The sequence below is a fragment of the Trichocoleus sp. DQ-U1 genome, from assembly GCF_039961925.1.
GTDB lineage: Bacteria > Cyanobacteriota > Cyanobacteriia > Cyanobacteriales > FACHB-T130 > FACHB-T130.
Genome location: NZ_JAMPKB010000019.1, coordinates 23,927 through 42,134 on the forward strand (window position 1 = coordinate 23,927; position 18,208 = coordinate 42,134).

General features: G+C 47.6%; 19 protein-coding genes and 1 pseudogene. 12 read left to right on the plus strand and 8 right to left on the minus strand.

Features of this window, described 5'->3' with window-relative positions; translation table 11 throughout:
• Nucleotides 1–190: 190 nt before the first annotated feature.
• The 3 genes from NDI34_RS10400 to NDI34_RS10410 all read left to right on the plus strand — a co-directional run bounded on the left by NDI34_RS10400 (nucleotide 191) and on the right by NDI34_RS10410 (nucleotide 1,998).
• Nucleotides 191–1,369, plus strand: coding sequence for a M20 family metallopeptidase (locus NDI34_RS10400; protein WP_348232610.1), 1,179 nt, complete (start codon nucleotides 191–193; stop codon nucleotides 1,367–1,369).
• A 101-nt stretch (nucleotides 1,370–1,470) separates the two neighbouring features.
• Nucleotides 1,471–1,725: a hypothetical protein gene (locus tag NDI34_RS10405; RefSeq protein WP_190440574.1), complete on the plus strand. Its 255-nt coding sequence runs from the start codon at nucleotides 1,471–1,473 to the stop codon at nucleotides 1,723–1,725.
• Between the two features lie 48 nt (nucleotides 1,726–1,773).
• The gene (locus NDI34_RS10410; protein WP_190675473.1) at nucleotides 1,774–1,998 is read left to right on the plus strand and encodes a hypothetical protein; all 225 of its coding nucleotides are present in this window, start codon (nucleotides 1,774–1,776) and stop codon (nucleotides 1,996–1,998) included.
• On the opposite strand, the gene mgtE is transcribed toward NDI34_RS10410, so the two are convergent.
• Together mgtE and crcB are read right to left on the minus strand one after the other, a co-directional pair.
• Nucleotides 1,967–3,358: a magnesium transporter gene (gene mgtE / locus NDI34_RS10415; protein WP_190430354.1), complete on the minus strand. Its 1,392-nt coding sequence runs from the start codon at nucleotides 3,356–3,358 to the stop codon at nucleotides 1,967–1,969. The genes NDI34_RS10410 and mgtE overlap by 32 nt on opposite strands.
• A 220-nt stretch (nucleotides 3,359–3,578) precedes the next feature.
• Nucleotides 3,579–3,977, minus strand: coding sequence for a fluoride efflux transporter CrcB (crcB, locus tag NDI34_RS10420; RefSeq protein ID WP_348232611.1), 399 nt, complete (start codon nucleotides 3,975–3,977; stop codon nucleotides 3,579–3,581).
• Between the two features lie 250 nt (nucleotides 3,978–4,227).
• Between crcB and NDI34_RS10425 the strand changes: the two are divergent.
• From NDI34_RS10425 to NDI34_RS10435, 3 genes and pseudogenes are all read left to right on the plus strand, one after another.
• A pseudogene (locus tag NDI34_RS10425) lies at nucleotides 4,228–4,420 on the plus strand (hypothetical protein); the annotation flags it as partial.
• Between the two features lie 120 nt (nucleotides 4,421–4,540).
• Complete coding sequence (locus NDI34_RS10430) at nucleotides 4,541–4,942, plus strand: hypothetical protein (RefSeq protein ID WP_190409991.1); 402 nt, start codon at nucleotides 4,541–4,543, stop codon at nucleotides 4,940–4,942.
• A 211-nt stretch (nucleotides 4,943–5,153) separates the two neighbouring features.
• Nucleotides 5,154–6,272, plus strand: coding sequence for a WG repeat-containing protein (locus tag NDI34_RS10435; protein WP_348232612.1), 1,119 nt, complete (start codon nucleotides 5,154–5,156; stop codon nucleotides 6,270–6,272).
• Nucleotides 6,273–6,402: 130 nt separating this feature from the next.
• On the opposite strand, the gene hisB is transcribed toward NDI34_RS10435, so the two are convergent.
• A complete protein-coding gene (gene hisB, locus NDI34_RS10440) occupies nucleotides 6,403–7,047 on the minus strand; it encodes an imidazoleglycerol-phosphate dehydratase HisB (RefSeq protein WP_190686061.1) in 645 nt (214 codons plus the stop codon).
• Nucleotides 7,048–7,200: 153 nt separating this feature from the next.
• Complete coding sequence (fabI, locus tag NDI34_RS10445) at nucleotides 7,201–7,977, minus strand: enoyl-ACP reductase FabI (RefSeq protein WP_190532578.1); 777 nt, start codon at nucleotides 7,975–7,977, stop codon at nucleotides 7,201–7,203.
• 379 nt (nucleotides 7,978–8,356) lie between these two features.
• On the opposite strand from fabI, the gene ntcA reads away from it, so the two are divergent.
• The 3 genes from ntcA to NDI34_RS10460 all read left to right on the plus strand — a co-directional run bounded on the left by ntcA (nucleotide 8,357) and on the right by NDI34_RS10460 (nucleotide 11,356).
• Nucleotides 8,357–9,028, plus strand: coding sequence for a global nitrogen regulator NtcA (gene ntcA / locus NDI34_RS10450; RefSeq protein WP_190409995.1), 672 nt, complete (start codon nucleotides 8,357–8,359; stop codon nucleotides 9,026–9,028).
• A 247-nt stretch (nucleotides 9,029–9,275) separates the two neighbouring features.
• Nucleotides 9,276–10,877 carry a DUF3084 domain-containing protein gene (locus NDI34_RS10455; RefSeq protein WP_348232613.1) on the plus strand — a complete coding sequence of 534 codons (1,602 nt, stop codon included), beginning with the start codon at nucleotides 9,276–9,278 and terminating at the stop codon, nucleotides 10,875–10,877.
• Between the two features lie 74 nt (nucleotides 10,878–10,951).
• The gene (locus NDI34_RS10460; protein ID WP_190527203.1) at nucleotides 10,952–11,356 is read left to right on the plus strand and encodes a pre-16S rRNA-processing nuclease YqgF; all 405 of its coding nucleotides are present in this window, start codon (nucleotides 10,952–10,954) and stop codon (nucleotides 11,354–11,356) included.
• A gap of 56 nt (nucleotides 11,357–11,412) precedes the next feature.
• Here NDI34_RS10460 and NDI34_RS10465 read toward each other — a convergent pair whose 3' ends face one another.
• Nucleotides 11,413–11,676: a DUF3146 family protein gene (locus NDI34_RS10465; RefSeq protein ID WP_190409998.1), complete on the minus strand. Its 264-nt coding sequence runs from the start codon at nucleotides 11,674–11,676 to the stop codon at nucleotides 11,413–11,415.
• Between the two features lie 275 nt (nucleotides 11,677–11,951).
• On the opposite strand from NDI34_RS10465, the gene NDI34_RS10470 reads away from it, so the two are divergent.
• On the plus strand, nucleotides 11,952–13,358 hold the full coding sequence (locus tag NDI34_RS10470) for a GTP-binding protein (protein ID WP_242033884.1): 1,407 nt from the start codon (nucleotides 11,952–11,954) through the stop codon (nucleotides 13,356–13,358).
• 599 nt (nucleotides 13,359–13,957) lie between these two features.
• Here NDI34_RS10470 and NDI34_RS10475 read toward each other — a convergent pair.
• A complete protein-coding gene (locus NDI34_RS10475) occupies nucleotides 13,958–14,635 on the minus strand; it encodes an A/G-specific adenine glycosylase (protein WP_348232614.1) in 678 nt (225 codons plus the stop codon).
• Between the two features lie 3 nt (nucleotides 14,636–14,638).
• Here NDI34_RS10475 and NDI34_RS10480 point away from each other — a divergent pair, with 3 nt between their 5' ends.
• Nucleotides 14,639–14,785 carry a hypothetical protein gene (locus tag NDI34_RS10480; protein WP_348232615.1) on the plus strand — a complete coding sequence of 49 codons (147 nt, stop codon included), beginning with the start codon at nucleotides 14,639–14,641 and terminating at the stop codon, nucleotides 14,783–14,785.
• A gap of 58 nt (nucleotides 14,786–14,843) precedes the next feature.
• On the opposite strand, the gene NDI34_RS10485 is transcribed toward NDI34_RS10480, so the two are convergent.
• Nucleotides 14,844–16,607 (minus strand): mechanosensitive ion channel, encoded by a 1,764-nt coding sequence (locus tag NDI34_RS10485; protein ID WP_348232616.1) that lies wholly within the window; start codon nucleotides 16,605–16,607, stop codon nucleotides 14,844–14,846.
• Between the two features lie 275 nt (nucleotides 16,608–16,882).
• Between NDI34_RS10485 and NDI34_RS10490 the strand changes: the two genes are divergently transcribed.
• Nucleotides 16,883–17,338 carry an SRPBCC family protein gene (locus tag NDI34_RS10490; protein WP_348232617.1) on the plus strand — a complete coding sequence of 152 codons (456 nt, stop codon included), beginning with the start codon at nucleotides 16,883–16,885 and terminating at the stop codon, nucleotides 17,336–17,338.
• 3 nt (nucleotides 17,339–17,341) lie between these two features.
• Here the strand turns inward: NDI34_RS10490 and NDI34_RS10495 are convergent, their stop codons facing one another.
• The gene (locus tag NDI34_RS10495; protein WP_190440549.1) at nucleotides 17,342–18,169 is read right to left on the minus strand and encodes a SirB1 family protein; all 828 of its coding nucleotides are present in this window, start codon (nucleotides 18,167–18,169) and stop codon (nucleotides 17,342–17,344) included.
• Between the last annotated feature and the right edge of the window lie 39 nt (nucleotides 18,170–18,208).

Consider the following 18,208-nt stretch of genomic DNA (forward strand, 5'->3'; position numbering starts at 1 on the left):
GCTCCCTATAGCCTCTGCCCTGTTTTTGTCAAGGCTTAGAATCACTACTTTTGTAACTATTCTGCAATTGCTTTCTATTTACCCATTATTCAGCAATCCCTCACAGTCCTTATAATTGAATGACTAAAGGGCAGTTGAGTTTTTTAACCACTCTTATCATGAAATAAGCGTTCATTCAATTAAGAAATCCGTGCTAACTCGTATTAAAGACATTGCTGAAAAACTAGCGCCTCGCCTGATTGAAATCCGACGACATATCCACGCTCACCCAGAACTAAGCGGTCAAGAATACCAAACTGCTGCTTATGTTGCTGGCGTGCTGTCTTCCTGCGGGCTTCACGTCCAAGAAGCAGTGGGTAAAACTGGCGTAATTGGAGAATTAAAAGGACAAGGTATCGATGAGCGACTACTGGCAATTCGTACTGATATGGATGCTTTGCCAATCGTAGAACGCACCAGTTTAGAGTATGCCTCGCGTCTTCCGGGAATTATGCACGCCTGCGGTCACGATGTCCACACCACAGTCGGTTTAGGCACGGCGATGATACTATCTCAGCTCGGAGAGGCCTTGCCAGGAGATGTGCGCTTTCTGTTCCAGCCAGCCGAAGAAATTGCCCAAGGAGCTGGGTGGATGGTTGCAGATGGGGTGATGCAGAATGTCAGCGCGATTATGAGCGTTCACGTTTTCCCTTCTATTTCGGCGGGATCGGTGGGAATTCGTTACGGTGCTTTGACAGCAGCCGCAGACGATCTGGAGATTATTATTAAAGGCGAATCTGGGCATGGGGCGCGTCCTCATGAGGCAGTTGATGCAATTTGGATTGCGGCGCAAGCGATCGCTTCTCTTCAGCAAGCGATTAGCCGCACACAGAACCCGTTGCGCCCGGTCGTCCTAACGATTGGTAAAATCGAGGGCGGACGCGCCCCAAATGTGATTGCCGACCATGTGCGATTATTGGGAACTGTGCGATCGCTGCATCCAGAAACTCATGCCAGTTTACCCCAGTGGATCGAGCAGATTGTCTGCAATATCTGTAAAACTTACGGAGCTACCTGCGAAGTTAACTATCGCCGGGGAGTCCCTTCTGTGCAAAATGACTCAGCGCTAACTCAGCTAGTGGAAACAGCTGCCAAAGAAGCGTGGGGAAGCGATCGCGTCCAAATTTTACTAGAACCCTCTCTCGGTGCGGAAGACTTTTCGATGTATCTGGAACACGCTCCCGGTACAATGTTTCGACTAGGCGTGGGATACCCGGACAGAAAAAACTACCCGCTGCACCATCCCCAATTTGAGGTGGATGAATCTGCCATTATTACTGGCGTCGTTACCCTCGCCTATGCTGTCTGTAAATATTGGCAGCATCGCTAAAAGCATTTGAATTCCCTCGATTTTCTAACTCCAGAAGGATAAGTCTCTGGAGTAAATCTCAGTATGCTGCAAATAATACAACTTAAGATTCAAAACTACTTATGGCCTCACCAATACCTCTGAAAGGTTTAGAGCTGGTTGATTGTGCTAAAGCAAATGCAAAACAGGGAGTTGAAACTGCGGCTCATTTGTCAGGCTATGGTGAGGATTTAGGCACCTTTAAGCGAGAACTCAAGAAAGCTTGTGAAGATATGGGCGTCACTTTCCATGAGTTGAGCGATCTGATTACCGATCAAGACTCTTTAATGAGTATGGAAGGGGAAATTGTTGCTCCTGATACAGCAACAGAATTGTAGACGCGAAATTTCATCCGCAACGTTTAATTTTACGTATATCAAATTCGTTTGAATCACCATCATTTGAAAGCTCATCCCCAAACCCTCTTTGTCAGCGGCGAGGGAAAAGCGAAGCCGCAGGAATTATGGTTCTATACCCTTTCAGGACGCTACGCCGACAAGAATGCACTGGTTGCTCAAGCGGATTTGATATCACCTTCTCATAACTTCCTGATTCAACTGAATACCCAGTTACTCGCTTCTACAACTTCAAAATTAGCCGCGCCAAATTAAAGTAAATCAGTACGCCCAATACATCAACTGCCGTTGTAATAAACGGCGCTGACATCAAAGCCGGATCTAACCCGACGGCGCGGAAGATGAACGGAAGACCGGAACCTGCAACTGATGCCAAAACCGAGATAGCCACCAAACTAATCCCTACAGCCAGCGAGACTGACCAATCTCCATTCAGCAGCCAGAAAGCCCATAACGTTGCCACGGTGCCTAACATCACTCCCAGGAGTGCCCCAGCGATCGCTTCTCGCATTACCACCTGTGCTGGCCCCATTTCTCGAAGTTCTTCGGTATTTAAGCCCCGAATCACGACTGTCGAGGATTGAGAACCGACATTCCCGCCAGTGCCAGTTAACAAGGGAATAAACGCCGCCAGCGATACCACTTGCCGAAGAATTTCCTCTTCCGCTTTGATAATCGTGCCGGTGACAGTATTAGTTAGTAGCAAGACGAACAACCAGACGACACGCTTGCGAGCCACTGTGAGCAAATCCGTCTGGAAATAATTGTCGCCCCCCGACTGGAGACCGCCCTGTTTGTAAATATCCTCTGTCGTTTCTTGTTCGATGATGTCAATCACGTCATCAACGGTGACAATGCCCACCAAACGCTTTTCCCGGTCTACCACCGGGACAGCGAGAAAGTCATAGCGCCCGATCAGCCGCGCCACTTCTTCCTGGTCATCGCTGGTATAAACGCATACTACATCACGGGTCATAATGTCCCCAATCTTCTGATCGGGATTGGCGATTACCAAATCGCGTAAGGATAAAATGCCCGACAAGTGACGAGCAGCATCCGTAATATAGAGGTAATAAATAATCTCAGTAGCATGGGCTAAACTGCGAATTCGCTCCAGCGTTTCCGCCACCGTCATGTTTTCTTTCAAAGAGATATACTCTGGTGTCATCAATCGTCCAGCAGTACCAGCCTCGTAACCCAACAACTGAGCTGTCGCTTGGCGTTCGGTGGGGGTGAGCTGTTCGAGCAGACGACGGACAACGGTAGCGGGCAGTTCGTCAAAAAGTCGTGCCCGGTCATCAGGGGACATTTTATCAACAATGTCCAGAACTTCCTGCCGCCGGAATTCCTCAATCAGCGCCTGCTGCACGCTGGAGTCGAGATATTCATAAACTTCGATCGCCTCGTCTTTGGAGAGCAAGCGAAAGGCGATCGCTTGCATCGCCTCTGGCAACCCTTCAATGGCTTCTGCAATGTCCGCCGGTTGCACCGGGACGAGGATTGCTTTTGCCCCCTGAAGGTCTTCCGCCTCAAGCAGCATTTGCAGCTGCATTCGGACGAGCTGCCGGAGTTCGCTGCGCGAGACTGTCTGGAAAGGAGTATTGGTGTCAGTCAAGGTAGACCCTCTTAATCCAGTGTTAAGTTTGTTGCTGCTTTTAGTCTAAAGGGCATTGGTACGGTTGTTTTCGTGGGATTTAAGAGTAAATGCAGCACCAATGAGAGCCAACCGCCCTACTTAATCAATTGTTGATATTTTTCCTGCACCAGTCTAGTCTCCAAGGATCGAGATTGAAGGCTCTGGGAATGGTGTGTGCTAAGCAGTCATAGGGTTTTTTCTACCGCCCGCTCCGAGCCAGAAGCGTGCCTAGCTGAACGCTAATAATTCCAAATATGGCGCTACCTGCCCAGTAAATACCGGCGGCGGCATAACTGCGATCGCGCAGTAGAGTAGCTGTTTCTAACCCATAAGTGGAGAAAGTTGTGTAAGCTCCTAAAAAGCCGGTCGTTACCATCAATCGCACATCTAGAGGAATATTCGCTACCCGTTCTAAGGCGAGAGTGACAAAAAAACCCATCCCAAAGCAACCTGTAAGGTTGATAAAAAAGGTGCCGTAGGGAAAGCTGGTGCCGAAGCGTTGGGCAAACCAGAGGGTGAGATAGTAGCGACTCAATGCTCCAGCGATCGCTCCTAAACTGATGGCAATGGGATGACGAATCGCGGGGTCTTGGAGCATTTAACTTGAAAATTAGACTCTCGGACTGGGGGAATGAAGGGTCTCCAATCCAGCGATTTCTCCTAGGAGGTTAGGTTGGTTAACCCGTACCTTTGCTATCGTTTTTTCCCATAACCCTCTGAAATTATACCGATAGGCTGAAGGAAATATACTACAGAAATGCTATTTCTGATATAGCCCTTTATTTAAGCAGATGCCTTCAACGAGAGCAAGCGGAGTGAATCAGTTTAAAACCGTTGCCTAATTAGGTCTGTTTAGTGCGCCAATCATTACCGTCAGCTACTGGTTCATTGGTGGTTGGACGGGTGCCTTGGTAGGGATTGCTTTAGTAGCTGTGACGAACTTACGAACTCTACCATATCTACAATCGCGACACGTTAACTCAAGCCGTTGCTGTCACAATTGGTCGTGCGATCGCGTTTCTTGCCCCAATAGTTAGCTACCGCTGATGATTTATTGGTCTGTACTAGCATTTCTTCAATTTTCCGGTTTGTGAAATTAGTAGCCGAACCTTACTAAAAGCTAATCTTTTTCACTCAAAACTCTACTCATGAGATGTAGCCATGAATACAGAAGTCCCTAATAATACAGAAACCGCCATAACAGTTAGCCCGGAGACAAAGGCTATCGTTGATGAAAATATGGCAGGCGAATCCGAAGATTTGAAGCGTGAAACGATGGCGCTGATTGACGCCATTAAAAAACGGGCGCAGGTAGAAACAAAATCTGCTACCGAATATACTCGCGATGCCTATCTCAATGCAGTGAAACAAGCACGGGAGAAGATTGAACAGGATAAGTTGTTCGATCCAGAGCGAATTTCATACTCGATTAAACTCATTCAAATGGATGCAGAGAAGAACTGGGAGTCCATCGTGAAGGAAGTGTCAACTTTAGGCGATCGCCTTGCCGAAGCTGCTAAAGCGGCTTGGGATGTCCTGACAGCTCCTCGCACCCCTTCTTGATGTTGAAACAGTAATCACGCGCCGATATAAAACAGGGGCACTCAGCTAGCTGGGTGCCTTTCTAATTTTTTAATTCTAAATTCGGATAGCCTAATCTAGTCAGGCATTACCAGCAAGCTTTAGAATTTCACTGACAATAACAGGGTTTACTTCAGATGATTAACAAATATTGATTACTTAAATCTTGGCTGCGATTGGATAGGGTACTTTTATGAAAATTGCAACTCACAACAGATTGCTTGTCGCGGTTGCCAGCCTTCTGTTTGGATTAGCGATCGCTCTAATTTCTGGATGTGAAGCCATCTCAAATTTTCGGACTTCTCAAGTTAATTTTGATGCAACTGAGGGACAAGCCCGTAATTCGCAAATAGTCATCCTGCTTAAATTTAGCTGGGCTGATTCATTTTCAGAAGAGCTAGCAGCAGTCAAAATAGACGGCCAATGGGGCTATCTTGATAATAAAGGCAACTTCGCAATCAAACCTCAATTTGATAATGCCGAATCTTTTTTCCAAGGGTTAGCGGCTATCAAACTAAAGAACAAGTGGGGCTATATCAATAAGAGTAGCAACTTAGTCATTAAACCAAAATATGATTTGGCTAAGAATTTTTCTCAAGGGCTGGCAGCGGTAAAGATAGATGGAAAGTGGGGATATATTGATAAGAAAGGCAACTTGGTAATTAACCCAAAATTTGATATTGCTGAATCTTTTTCTATAAGCGATCGCACTGCGTTAGCGCTGGCGGCGGTAGAAATCGGTAAAAAGTGGGGCTATATCGGCAAGAAAGGCAACTTCGTCATTCAGCCCCAGTTTGATGTTGCTGAATCTTTTTCTATAAGCGATCGCAGTGAATCAGCCCTAGGACTCGCGCCAGTCAAAAAAGACAACAAATGGGGCTATATCGATAATCGGGGAGACGTTATTGTTCCGTTGGAATTTGAGGAAGCTAAGTTTTTTTCGGAAGGACTAGCAGTGATATCCAGTAATAATAAGTGGGGCTATATTGACAGAATGGGATATCTTGTTATTCCACTCCAATTTGATTGGGCTGGGGACTTTTCTCAAGGGCTGGCGGGCATAACGATAGACACTAAGGTAGGCTATATTGACAAGGCAAGCAATGTTGTCATTCCCCCACAATTTGATAATATTTATAACTTTTCAGAAGACCTAGCAGCGGTAAAGAACGGCGACAAATGGGGCTATATCAATAAGAGTGGCAAATTCGTAATTAAACCCCAATTTGATAGCGCTCAATCTTTTTCGCAAGGGCTAGCAAAAGTTAAGATTGGCAATAAATATGGCTATATCCGCAAACCTCTTCCATAAGTTCTCATTTCTGAAGACATAGAAGAATTGAGAGTCAGTGGTCGCGGAAACTTCAGCAGAATGAAGCGAGAGCCTGGTGAGGATTTCCCCGGCTCTCGTTGCCTTTATCGGAGTGTATTTGCAAGGAGACCTATAACACGCCTTTAGAACTGGGGATCGTACCGCCACGACGGGGATCAACTTCGATTGCCATGCGGAGCGATCGCGCAAACGCTTTGAACGTCGCTTCAATAATGTGGTGCGAATTAATTCCATCGAGTTGGCGAATGTGCAGCGTCATCTGGCTGTGATTGACCAACGCCACAAAAAATTCCCGCACCAGCTGGGTGTCATAAGTCCCGACTCGCTGAGTGGGAATCTCTAAGCCATAGCTGAGGTGGGGGCGTCCGGAAAAATCTAACGCTACCTGAACCAACGCTTCATCGAGAGGGGCGAGGAAATTCCCAAATCGGACAATTCCTTTGCGATCGCCCAGTGCTTGATGCAACGCCATTCCTAGGGTAATTCCCACATCTTCATTGGTATGGTGGTCATCAATTTCCAAGTCTCCCGTCGCGGCTACATCCAAATCAATCAGGCTGTGAGAGGCGATTTGATGCAGCATATGGTCTAAAAACGGAATGCCGGTTTTGGCATTGCAAGTGCCATTCCCGTCTAATTTGACGGTGACGATAACATCCGTTTCGCCCGTCTTGCGGGGAACCCTTGCCATGCGAGGAGACAAAAGCTGTTCAATGCTTGGAGAAGGTGGAAATTGGCGATCGCGTGCCTGCATCGCAGATGCTCACTCAAGAAAATAAAGTTAAGTTTATTATCCTACGTTACTGAGCATTTGGGAGACGCGAAAGCCTTAAAAATGCAAAATTAAAAATTAAAAATTAGCAGAATCTTTGCTTTTTAATTTTTAATTTTTAATGTTTGATTCTTTTTACATCCCCATAATCTCGTATCCCGCATCGACATATAGCACCTGACCTGTAATGCCACTTGCCAAATCGCTACACAAGAAAGCAGCCGCATTTCCCACTTCTTTCTGAGTTACAGTGCGTCGCAGCGGTGCTACTTCCTCAACGTGATGGATCATATCCAGAATGCCACCTACCGCCGACGATGCCAAAGTGCGGATAGGACCTGCCGAAATTGCATTCACGCGAATATTCTGTGGACCTAATTCAGATGCCAGGTAACGGACACTCATTTCCAATCCAGACTTGGCAATTCCCATTACGTTGTAGTTGGGGATCACCTTAACGCCGCCTAGATAAGTCAGCGTGACAATGCTGCCACCTTCTGTCATCAGTGGTTTTGCTGACCCAGCAAGTTGTACCAGCGAATAGGTACTAATTTCTAGAGCTTGGGTGAAGCCAGCACGGGTAGTGGTACTAAAATCACCTGATAAATCTTCCTTGTTCGCAAAAGCAAGACAATGGATCAGGATGTCTAGCTTGCCCCACTTATCGCGGATGGCGTCAAATGTAGACTGAATTTGGGTCTCATTCTGGACATCGCAGGGTAAAAATAAGCTGGGGTTGAGGGGTTCTACCAACTCTGCCACTTTTTTTTCAAAGCGGCCTCGGTCGTCTGGCAGGTAAGTCACTCCTAGATTCGCACCCGCTTGGTGCAGTTGCTGAGCAATCCCCCAGGCGATCGATCGATTGTTGGCAATGCCGGTGACAAGGGCGTTTTTTCCGGTTAAATCTAGCATAAATGTCGATTTTGAAGGCAATATTAGAGGATATCCGATTTAGGGGAGTATTCAAGATCGCGATCGCCCGGAGCGAGGCTGTCTAGTACGGGTAAGGAGCGTGCCTCCTTACTCACCATGCATCCCACCCGATAGCGCAGATACTGTCAAGATATCAACATTTTCCGTCATAATCTTACTTGCCTTGAGCAGGGAGAGAACTAAAGAAGGTAGCCGGGGAAACTACTTTAAAATTTTGTATCAAATAGCACAAAAACCGCTTGGAAGTCAGTTTATCTGTGTCTAATGTCAGAAAACTCTCATAGTTGTTTTGCTATGGTTAAAGTTCCTCCGACAGAAAGTTGCAGAAGTCTGTAGGGCAGCATTTAGGAAAAAGGAAGTGGCAGTGACGCAAGATAGACCGCTAGCAGCTGTGTTCCGTCAACTGGGAGGTGGGGCGTTTCCACCCGTGGTGGAAACTTTTGAGCGGGGCAAGACGATCTTTTTCCCAGGAGACCCGGCTGAACGGGTATACTTTTTGCTCAAAGGTGCAGTAAAGCTGTCTCGCGTGTATGAAGCTGGGGAAGAAATTACCGTGGCGCTGCTGCGAGAAAACAGCGTTTTTGGAGTACTGTCCTTAATTACAGGGCATCGTTCGGATCGGTTTTATCACGCTGTAGCATTTACGCCAGTGGAGCTGCTTTCGGCACCGATCGATCAGGTAGAGCAATCGCTCAAGGATAATCCGGAGCTATCGATGTTGATGCTGCGAGGGCTTTCTTCGCGCATTTTGCAAACAGAAATGATGATTGAGACATTAGCTCACCGAGATATGGGATCCCGCTTGGTGAGTTTTCTATTGATTCTGTGCCGTGATTTTGGCGTTCCTACCGCCAATGGAATTACGATCGATCTGAAGCTTTCTCATCAAGCGATCGCAGAAGCAATCGGCTCCACCAGGGTAACTGTCACCCGCTTACTGGGAGATTTGCGGGAGGAAAAAATGATTTCTATCCACAAGAAAAAAATTACGGTACACAACCCAGTTACACTGAGTCAGCAGTTTACTTGAAAACAGCTAGAGGCTCTCGTCAGGTTGTAGGTTAGGTTGTTGGTTAAAACGGCATGGTAGCGCGAGCAGGTTATCCAGTTTTAACATTTAGTCGGGAGTTGAGTTAAAAGGTGTCAGGTTTTAAGCGGATAGTTTTCAACCTTCCAACCTTTAACCTTTCCGATTTCACCTTCGATCTTTAATTCCTGTTAACCCTTTCTCTAGCCTGCGATGCGATAGGCTGTAACTGGAATGACTGTAGCAGACAATGACCGACAGTGCGCTCTTCCTGATTTTGTCTATTTTAGTGTTGGGAAGCGTCATCGCAACGGTGGGCGATCGCATTGGCACGCGCGTGGGAAAAGCACGCCTGTCGTTGTTCAATCTGCGTCCCCGCAAAACAGCTGTTTTAGTAACGATTCTAACGGGACTAACGATTTCTGCCTCAACACTAACAATCATCTTCGCGACCAGCGAACAATTGCGGATTGGAGTTTTTAGACTTCAAGAAGTCCAGAAAAAACTCAAAACAGCAAGTAAGGATATTGCCAAAGCAAACGAGCAGAAACGGAAGACCGAAAGCGAACTTGCTAAAACCGCCGCCCAAAAAGAGCAAGTAGAGAAGGAACTCGCTCAGGCTCGCACCCAGCAATCTGTCGCCCAGCAGCGCTTAGATGCGATTAATCGATCTTTGGCAGCCGCGCTGGCTAAACAAGGCCAGACGGAGGCGCAACTAAATCAGACTCAAAGCGAACTGACCCGGGTTGCCAGCAGCTTTCAGCAAACCCAAAAACAGCTTACATCTGTCTCAGGGCAAGCCAAGACGCTACGTTCCGAAATCCAACAACTTCAAGCAGAACGCCAAGAATTGCTCCAGCAGCGAAATCAAGTCAGAGCTGAAATTACTGAATTCAAAGCGAAAGTGACTCAGCGCGACCAAAAAATTGCCCAGCAAGACCGAGCAATTAGCCAACGCGATGAGCAAATTCTCAAGCGGGATCAAGCCCTTGTGGAACTTGATGAGAAACTTGCTACCTTTCGGAAGAGCCTGAGCGATCGCGATGAGCAAATTGCCCAGCGAGACAAAGCCTTATCTCTACTTGATAACAAAATTTCTCAACGAGATGAGGTGATTGCCCAGCGAGAAAATCGCCTTAAAGAACTCGAAAAACAACAAGCTTCCCTAGAGCAGGAAGTGGCAACCTTAGAACAGTATTACCAGTCTTATCAAACTTTGCGTCAGGGTAGTCTGGCACTGCTGCGCGGTCAGGTTCTGGCGGCTGGCGTTTTTCGTATTGTCGAGCCAGCCGCAGCCCGACAGGTCATTGAGCAGCTGTTACGGGAAGCGAATCGGACAGCGATTAAAGCGACCCAACCCGGTCTCAACAAGGTGGCGAACGAACGGGTCGTGCAAATTACAGAGGCACAGGTAGAGCAACTGATCAACCAGATTCAGGATGGTCGAAACTATGTAGTCCGAGTTTTTTCGGCTGGTAACTATGTCCAGGGAGAAAAGCAGGTACAAGTCTTTGCAGACGCCGCACCCAATCAAGTTGTATTCCGCACTGGTGAAGTCGTAGCAACGACATCTGCCGATCCTTCAAACATGACCGACCAACAAATTCGGCAGCGGATTGACCTGCTGCTTGGAGCATCCCAGTTCCGAGCTACTCGCGCGGGGATTTTGGGCGATACAGTTCAGGTTGGCGATAATCGAATTGTTAGCTTGATTCGGTTTATCGAGCAGTTGAAAAAGCACAATAAGCCGATTTCTCTGAAAGCGGTCGTGGCTGAGGACGCCTATATTGCCGGACCCATGAAATTAAATTTGGAGGCGGTTGAAGACGGAGAAGTTGTGGTCAGGATGTAATTTATTAGTCATTAGTGATGAGATGATGACTAATGGCAATTAACCATTTGTAAATTAGCGATTAGCCAATTCAGATGATTTTAGGGTTCGATCCAGGGCGCGATAAGTGTGGTTTAGCCGTAGTGGGGAAAGACAATTCTCTGCATTACCACCAGGTTGTACCAGCAGAAGCAGCGATCGCAACGCTCCTTGAGTTGTGTGAAAAATTTCCGATTGATACTCTAGTGATGGGCGATCAAACCACTTCCAAAAGTTGGAAAAAGAAACTTCAGCAATTTCCAACGTCGGTGCCAATTGTCCTGGTAGATGAGCGCTACAGTACATTGGAAGCACGCGATCGCTATTGGCAAATGTACCCTCCCCAAGGTTTAGGACGCCTGATTCCCCAAGGGATGCGGAGTCTACCCCGACCAATCGATGACATTGTTGCCATCCTCCTCATCGAAAGATACATGAAGCAACGAGAGACGAGGAACTAGGAAACTCTGTCATTCTTAACTTTCTTAATTTAAACTGAACTCAAAACTCAAAACTTTTAAAGTTCCGCCCGGATCGTAAACGCATAGTCCCCTCCAGGCTCTAGCTGGTAATCTTTCTGTTCTAAAAATCGACCCAGAGGTTCCTGAATTAAAGCGCGTCCCAAAGAAGGTGTCACCGACAATTGACCCTGTCGGAAACACCACTGGAACTGCCATTCATATTCTGCCGCCGTGACTTCCCCTGCTAGAAAGCCCCGTTGCCAGGAAAGATGGGTAATTCGGACGTGGGCAGTAGTTTGAGGTAAACGCTTAGAACTCACAATCGCTGTGCCGATCAAATACCTTCATTCAGCAACAATACTAAACTTATTGCGATCGCCTTCGAGATAACATCATTCTCACAGCTGATACTGAGCTGGCACGAACCGAGTAAAAATATCCCTCTGGATATGGAAAGTGCCAGACTAGATCGGTATTGACTAGGATGAAAGAAGAGTAACATCTGAGCAAAAAAGGTGCAATTTTGAGTCGTTTATCGTCTGACCGAACCCCAAATGCCAGCCAGTTCCCTTCACAAACCCCGGACGCGACAGATTTGGATCGGGAACTAGATAACGCCATTTTGAGCTTTGATGACATCCAAGCAGAACTGAATTACAAAAAGGCGCAAAATGCTCTGCGAGACTTGGTAGATAACCTGGATCTCACTCCTCAAGAGCGGACGGGACTGGAATCCGAGATTAATGATTTGGCAACGATGCTGGAGAAGCTAGATCGCTCAGTCGTCCAGATTGCCGCCTTTGGGATGGTGGGACGGGGTAAATCTTCAGTACTAAACGCCTTATTAGGTCAGAACGTGTTTGAAACGGGACCACTTCATGGCGTCACCCGCACCCATCAAGGTGCCAGCTGGCAACTGACTCAGGAGAATGAGGCGGGAAGCGTCAGCGATATCCTACGAGTCACGCTGCCGAGTGCGGGCAATTCCCAAATCGAGCTAATTGACACCCCTGGAATTGACGAAGTAGACGGAGAAACCCGCGAAACCTTAGCCAGACAAGTTGCCAGACAAGCAGACTTGCTGCTGTTTGTCATTTCGGGCGACATGAACAAGGTGGAATACGAGGCGCTATCGCAATTGCGGGAAGTCGGTAAACCGATGTTGCTGGTATTTAACAAAATTGACCAGTATCCGGATGCCGACCGGATGGCGATTTACCGCAAAATCCGGGATGAACGGGTGCGGGAATTGCTCTCACCAGATGAAATTGTGATGGTCGCCGCCTCTCCCCTGGTGGCGCAGGCGGTTCGCCGTCCTGACGGAACGAGGGCAGTGCAGCGACGACCGGGAACGCCCCAAGTTCTGGATTTGAAGCTGAAAATTCTGGAAATTTTGCACCGAGAAGGCAAGGCTTTGGTAGCGCTCAACACCATGCTGTATGCCGATGATGTGAACGAACAGATGATTGCTAGGAAGATGCAGATTCGCGATGAAAGTGCGAATCAGATCATCTGGAAAGGGGTGATGACGAAGGCAGTTGCGATCGCCCTCAACCCGGTCACGGTTGTCGATCTCCTCAGCGGTGCCGTCATCGACGTGGCAATGATTCTCACCTTATCTAAACTCTACGGCATCCCCATGACCCAGCCTGGAGCGGTGGGACTGCTACAAAAAATTGCCATCAGTATGGGCGGAATTAGTGCTAGCGAACTTTTGGCAACTTTGGGACTGAGTTCCCTGAAAAGTCTCTTAGGACTCTCCGCACCCGCAACGGGTGGGGTGTCTTTAGGTCCCTATCTATCAGTTGCCGTGACTCAGGCAGGTGTTTCTGGGGTTTCTTCTTACGGGATTGGACAAGTCACTAAAACTTACTTGGCGAACGGCGCTTCCTGGGGTCCCGATGGCCCAAAAGCCGTGGTAAGTCGCATTCTGACTTCACTGGATGAAGCCTCAATTTTGAATCGGATTAAGAATGAGTTGAGTGCAAAGTTAGTCAATTAAAACAAGCGATCGCTTGTTTTTTTATTACTTAAAAGTAATCTAACTCGATTTACAAACTAATCGATCAGCGCAACTGATCGATTAGTTTATTTGGCTCGAATATACTTATAATAAAGGACTTGCTTTGTATATATTAAAGCCATAATATAGTAATTGTATTTGTCTGACTACATAACAGTTTAGTTGGAGCGCAGAGGACAATGTCCTCTGCGCGAGTTCCAAAAATATCTACTAAAACAGTAAAAATTAGGATAGAAGAATTACAAATAAGTTGCCAACTTTCTCTTTGCTCGCGCTTTTTGCGTCTAAAGCGGAGCGGTTCGCTTAAAAAGCGATGTCTAGCAATTAAGTAAAGCTATAGATTAAGTTTCCGAATGAATCGATCGCGTATTTTTTTATAATCGTTAAAATTTCCGGAAAGCCACTGGAAGATTGCGTGATCGCCTTAATACCTTACCCCTACTTGCTGATTATAGACAGCGCAGGCAATTTTTTTAGCTAAGCATACAAAATAAAAAAGCTCGGCAACTTTAGAAGAAACCGAGTTTCTAATATAACAATTGACTGGAATTGCAGCCTTTTCACTTGTAGCGTTTGCGCTATGAGGCGCTAGATGCTTGGGCAAGGTAATTACATTGTTTCTGTAGCGGACACTGAACACAGCGAGGATTTCTAGCTGTGCAAACTGCCGCCCCAAAGTCCAAAAGCGCTAAGTTCCAGGTTCCCACTTGCGTTGTCGGTGCTGCCTGTTCTGCCGCCTCCCAGAGCAGTCGATCCCGCCCTTTCACTCGACCGCCCTGCAATCCGAAAAAGCGCTCCAAGATGCGGGCAACGTTGGTATCGAGTACGGCGAGAGGTTGTCCAAAGGCATTGGCACAGATAGACCGCGCCGTGTACTTCCCGACTCCGGGAAGCAAGAGCAACTCGGTTTCGCGATTGGGGATGTTTCCTGCATACTGCGCGAGGATAAGTTGCATTGACTGGTACAGTCGCTCACCTCGAAAGGAAAGCCCCAGCGGTTGCAAGAGGCTGGTAACTTCTTCTACTGGTGCGGCGGCAAGGTCGTGCAGCGTCGGGTATCGCTCGATAAACGCCTGGTAAATGGGCGCGACTAATGCCGCATTGGTTTTTTGCAGCAAGAACTCTGCCACGAAGATTGCATAGGGGTCTTGTGTGCGACGCCACGGAAAATCTCGGAGGTGCTGTATCGCCCAAGCCTTGAGCTGACAGCGAAACCATTTGAGTTTGCTTGGATCGAGAGGCGCTGTCAATATCATTTCTTGTCTCCTCGGATAGTGAGAGCGATCGCTCTGATGGATTGCGATGCGATCGCTTTAGCACACCATCAAGTTAAAAATGAAGAATTTCTCGCTATATCTATATGTATTGCGATTGCATCAGTCTTCACTCAACCCATCCAACTTTAACTGAAAAGGGCGGACACGGATGCCCACCCTACGTTTAACTGACCGAGAAAATTTGTGATTAGCGAGGCGTTTTATCTTCTTTAAAGGATGCCAGCCATTCGCGGACTTGCCCAGCTGCAACATCGCGGCTACCCAACCCGAAAGCCAAGGCGATCGCTACTGCAATTGCTCCCAAAAGCAGTCCAAAAGCTAAGTTAACGATATCGCTAGCAATTCCCATCTGTTGCAGCGCCATTGCTGAAACGAGGGCGATAATCGCAATCCGAGCAGTTTGTCCGAGTATCCGCGCTTGGCGAGTACCGGAACTGGTAATCAAGTTAAAGGCGAGGTTCGCGAGATACAAACCAATCGCAAACACCACCAAACCAGCGAGAATTCGACCTAATATCACCACAATGCCGCTGACCAAAAGAGTCAGCGCCGGAATTTGCAGAATATTGGTTGCTGCTACTGTCGCAAACAGCATAATGCCAACCAATACCACAATCCCGGCGAGTTCTGATGGGGTGCGGGTGGGAGGCGTCGGTTCCTGAAGGATAGTTTCTTGTCCGGTAGGCGGTACCTGTGCCTCTGGAGCCGGAGGTAGAATTGGCGTGGCGCGGGTGTAAGGCTTAGATTGGAGTCCCAGCCAGTAGAAAATATTGTTGAATCCGATGCTGGTGAGGATGTTGGTGACTAACTCGGAAACAAAGTGTCCAACCACATAAGCGATGCCAAGAATCAACGCCGCTGTAAAGATTAGCGGAATCGCGTTGAGAATCTGGGTCAACATGGCGATCGCCGGAACCGAAATTGCCGCAATTCCCAAAGCATTGAGAGCAGCGATCGCGGTGGGGATTAAAATCAGAACAAAAACAATTGTCCCGATCAGCCAAGAAAGCGTTTGTCCGCCGGTTGCCCGTGAAATTCCAAATCTCGCACCCAACCGATCCGTTCCGGTTGCTGTCAGCAGATTCGTAACAATCCGCCGCACCACCTGCGCCAGCAACCAACCTGCTGCACCGATGACGATAGCAGTCAAAATATTCGGTACTGCTGCCAAAATTTGATTTAGCAGATTATTAACCGGACCCAGTGCCTGCTGTAGCTGTAGGGCATCTAAGATCAGCGGTAAAAATAGCAAAAAGATGAACCAGTACAGAGCGTTGCCTAAGGTATCGCTCAGAGAATACTGGTTTGTCCTTGGCGTCGTACCCCCTGGCGTCGTATCCCCCGGTGCCGTACCTCCCGTTTGTTCGCCCAAACGTTCGTCTAACCGCAGCGCCCGCAGTCCCCGCGTTACCACTAGCTTTGTCAAGGTTGCCAGTACCCAGGCAATTCCTAACAGAATCGCTGCACTAACGAGTTTGGGGATGAACTGAGTGACTTGCTCTAACAGAGTGTTAAGAGGACCAGCAACCGCTGTTAGTTTTAAAGTCTGTAAACTAGCAACGATGGCAAAGAGCATAATCAGCCAGAACACCACGCTGGAGATCCATTTCTCCACAGGTGGCCCTTCTTCAGCCCCTTGGCGACCCGTAATCCAAGCTGCTAAACGATTATCGATGTTTGTGCGATTCAGCAGTCCTCGCACCGCCGCCGCCGCCAGTGAAGCCACGATCAAGCCAACGACTAACGCTAGGATCGCCTTAATCAGATCCACTAGCGAATTGCCTAAGTTGAGGCCGAGGCCTGAGATAATATTGTCAACCGAAAAATTATTATTGGTTGCAGGAGAGGATTCCGCCGCTGGTACGGGTGTACTCTGCGCTAACAACCCGTTCAACCTGAGTGGCACCTCTCGAAAGAGAGTGAGTGTAATTCCTTGCCAAGTTCCATTCATGGTGTTCTGAGTTAACGTCGGATGGGCAAATATACAAAAGTTACGCTGCTTAGCAGGAATCGCCAAGACTTATCCTACGCTGATAAATTCTCTAGCTACTGCATTGGAGAATCAAAAACCGACTAAAACAGGATGAGATAGATATAGACTAGCGTTCTCAGTTTTTAATCTATCTTTATAGATAAATAAGCCGAAAAAGTCGAATATTTGCGATTTTTAGCGGTGCTTCCCGATTTGCGTTTCTGTAGCGTTCGCTTCCAGTAAGTCTGTATAGTATGTCTCCTGCTGAAGTTTTCGAGCAATCTATCCAAATCAATGCTAGTGCAACGGTGGTTGAGCGCTGCATTACCGATCGTGTCTTAATGCATCGATGGCTGAATCCGGCGTTGCGGTGCGAACCCGTCGGAGAGTGGCGAACAGATGTGGGGAGTCAAAGTCGGTTTATTATTCAAATTCCCTTATTGCAACCCACGCTCGAAACGGTAGTTGTGGAGCGAGAACCAGGGCTAATCGTCTGGGGATTTGAAGGATTTTTCAAAGGACGCGATCGCTGGGAATGTCAGCCAGAGGCAACGGGAAAGGGCACGCGCCTGCTGAATCGCTTCGAGTTTGAAATTCCCAGTCCTTTAGTGCGTTGGGGTTTTAATACCTTCGCCGCTGCCTTTACGAAAGCCGATATGCAAGCTCAATTGCGACGTCTCAAGCGAGTGGCAGAGGAGATGGATCGCTAAAGGCTAATAGATATCTTGTTCGATTTGTGTCAGTAACTGGCGAATCACGCCAGCATCCTCCGCATTGGGAAGTATCGCCAGATAAATGTTTAAATCTTGGGATGCTTCTGACCAGCGTCCCATTTGGAAGTAGAGAAGACCGCGATCGCGCAATTCCATCGGTGCGTCTGGGAACAACAGCAAAATCCGTTCCACTGTGGCGAGTGCTTTTTGCAACTCCTGGCGGTTCAGGTAAATCATTTTCAGATTTGTCAGCATCCGCGTCAAAAAGCGCCGAGAACTCACGGGTTCTACGAAAGTCGCTTGCAGTTGCACAGATTGCTGGTAAATCTTTGCAAGTCTATCTCTGCAATCTTGCTCAAACAGAATCTCGCCGCGATGGAAGGCGTCCACAAAGATTCCCACATCCTCAAACTGCGGGCGAATCAGGAAATGCCCCGGCATCCCCACCCCAACCATCGGAAAATCAATGCGTCGTGCAATCTCTAAATAAACTAGCGCTAGGGCGATCGGGATGCCAGTGCGCCGGTCAATTACATCATTTAAAAAGCTATTGCGAGGATCGTAATAGTTTTCATTATTTCCAGTAAAACCTAAGTCGTCGTAAAGATATTGATTGATAGTTTGAATCACCCGCAGGGGATACCGTTGGGCAGGTAGACGTTCTTGTACCTCCGCTGCCATTGTATCGAGGGCATTGAGGTATTCATCCGGGTCGAGGTCTGGATATTCTTCCTGAGCAATGTCCAGAGCAGCTTTTGCCAGATTAATTTGCTCATCTGGCTGATTAATTTCCTGATAAAAGGATAGGCGACCCAGCGGCAAGTTCATGGCAATTCAATTGTTTAGCGAAACTCTTCCTCTGATTGT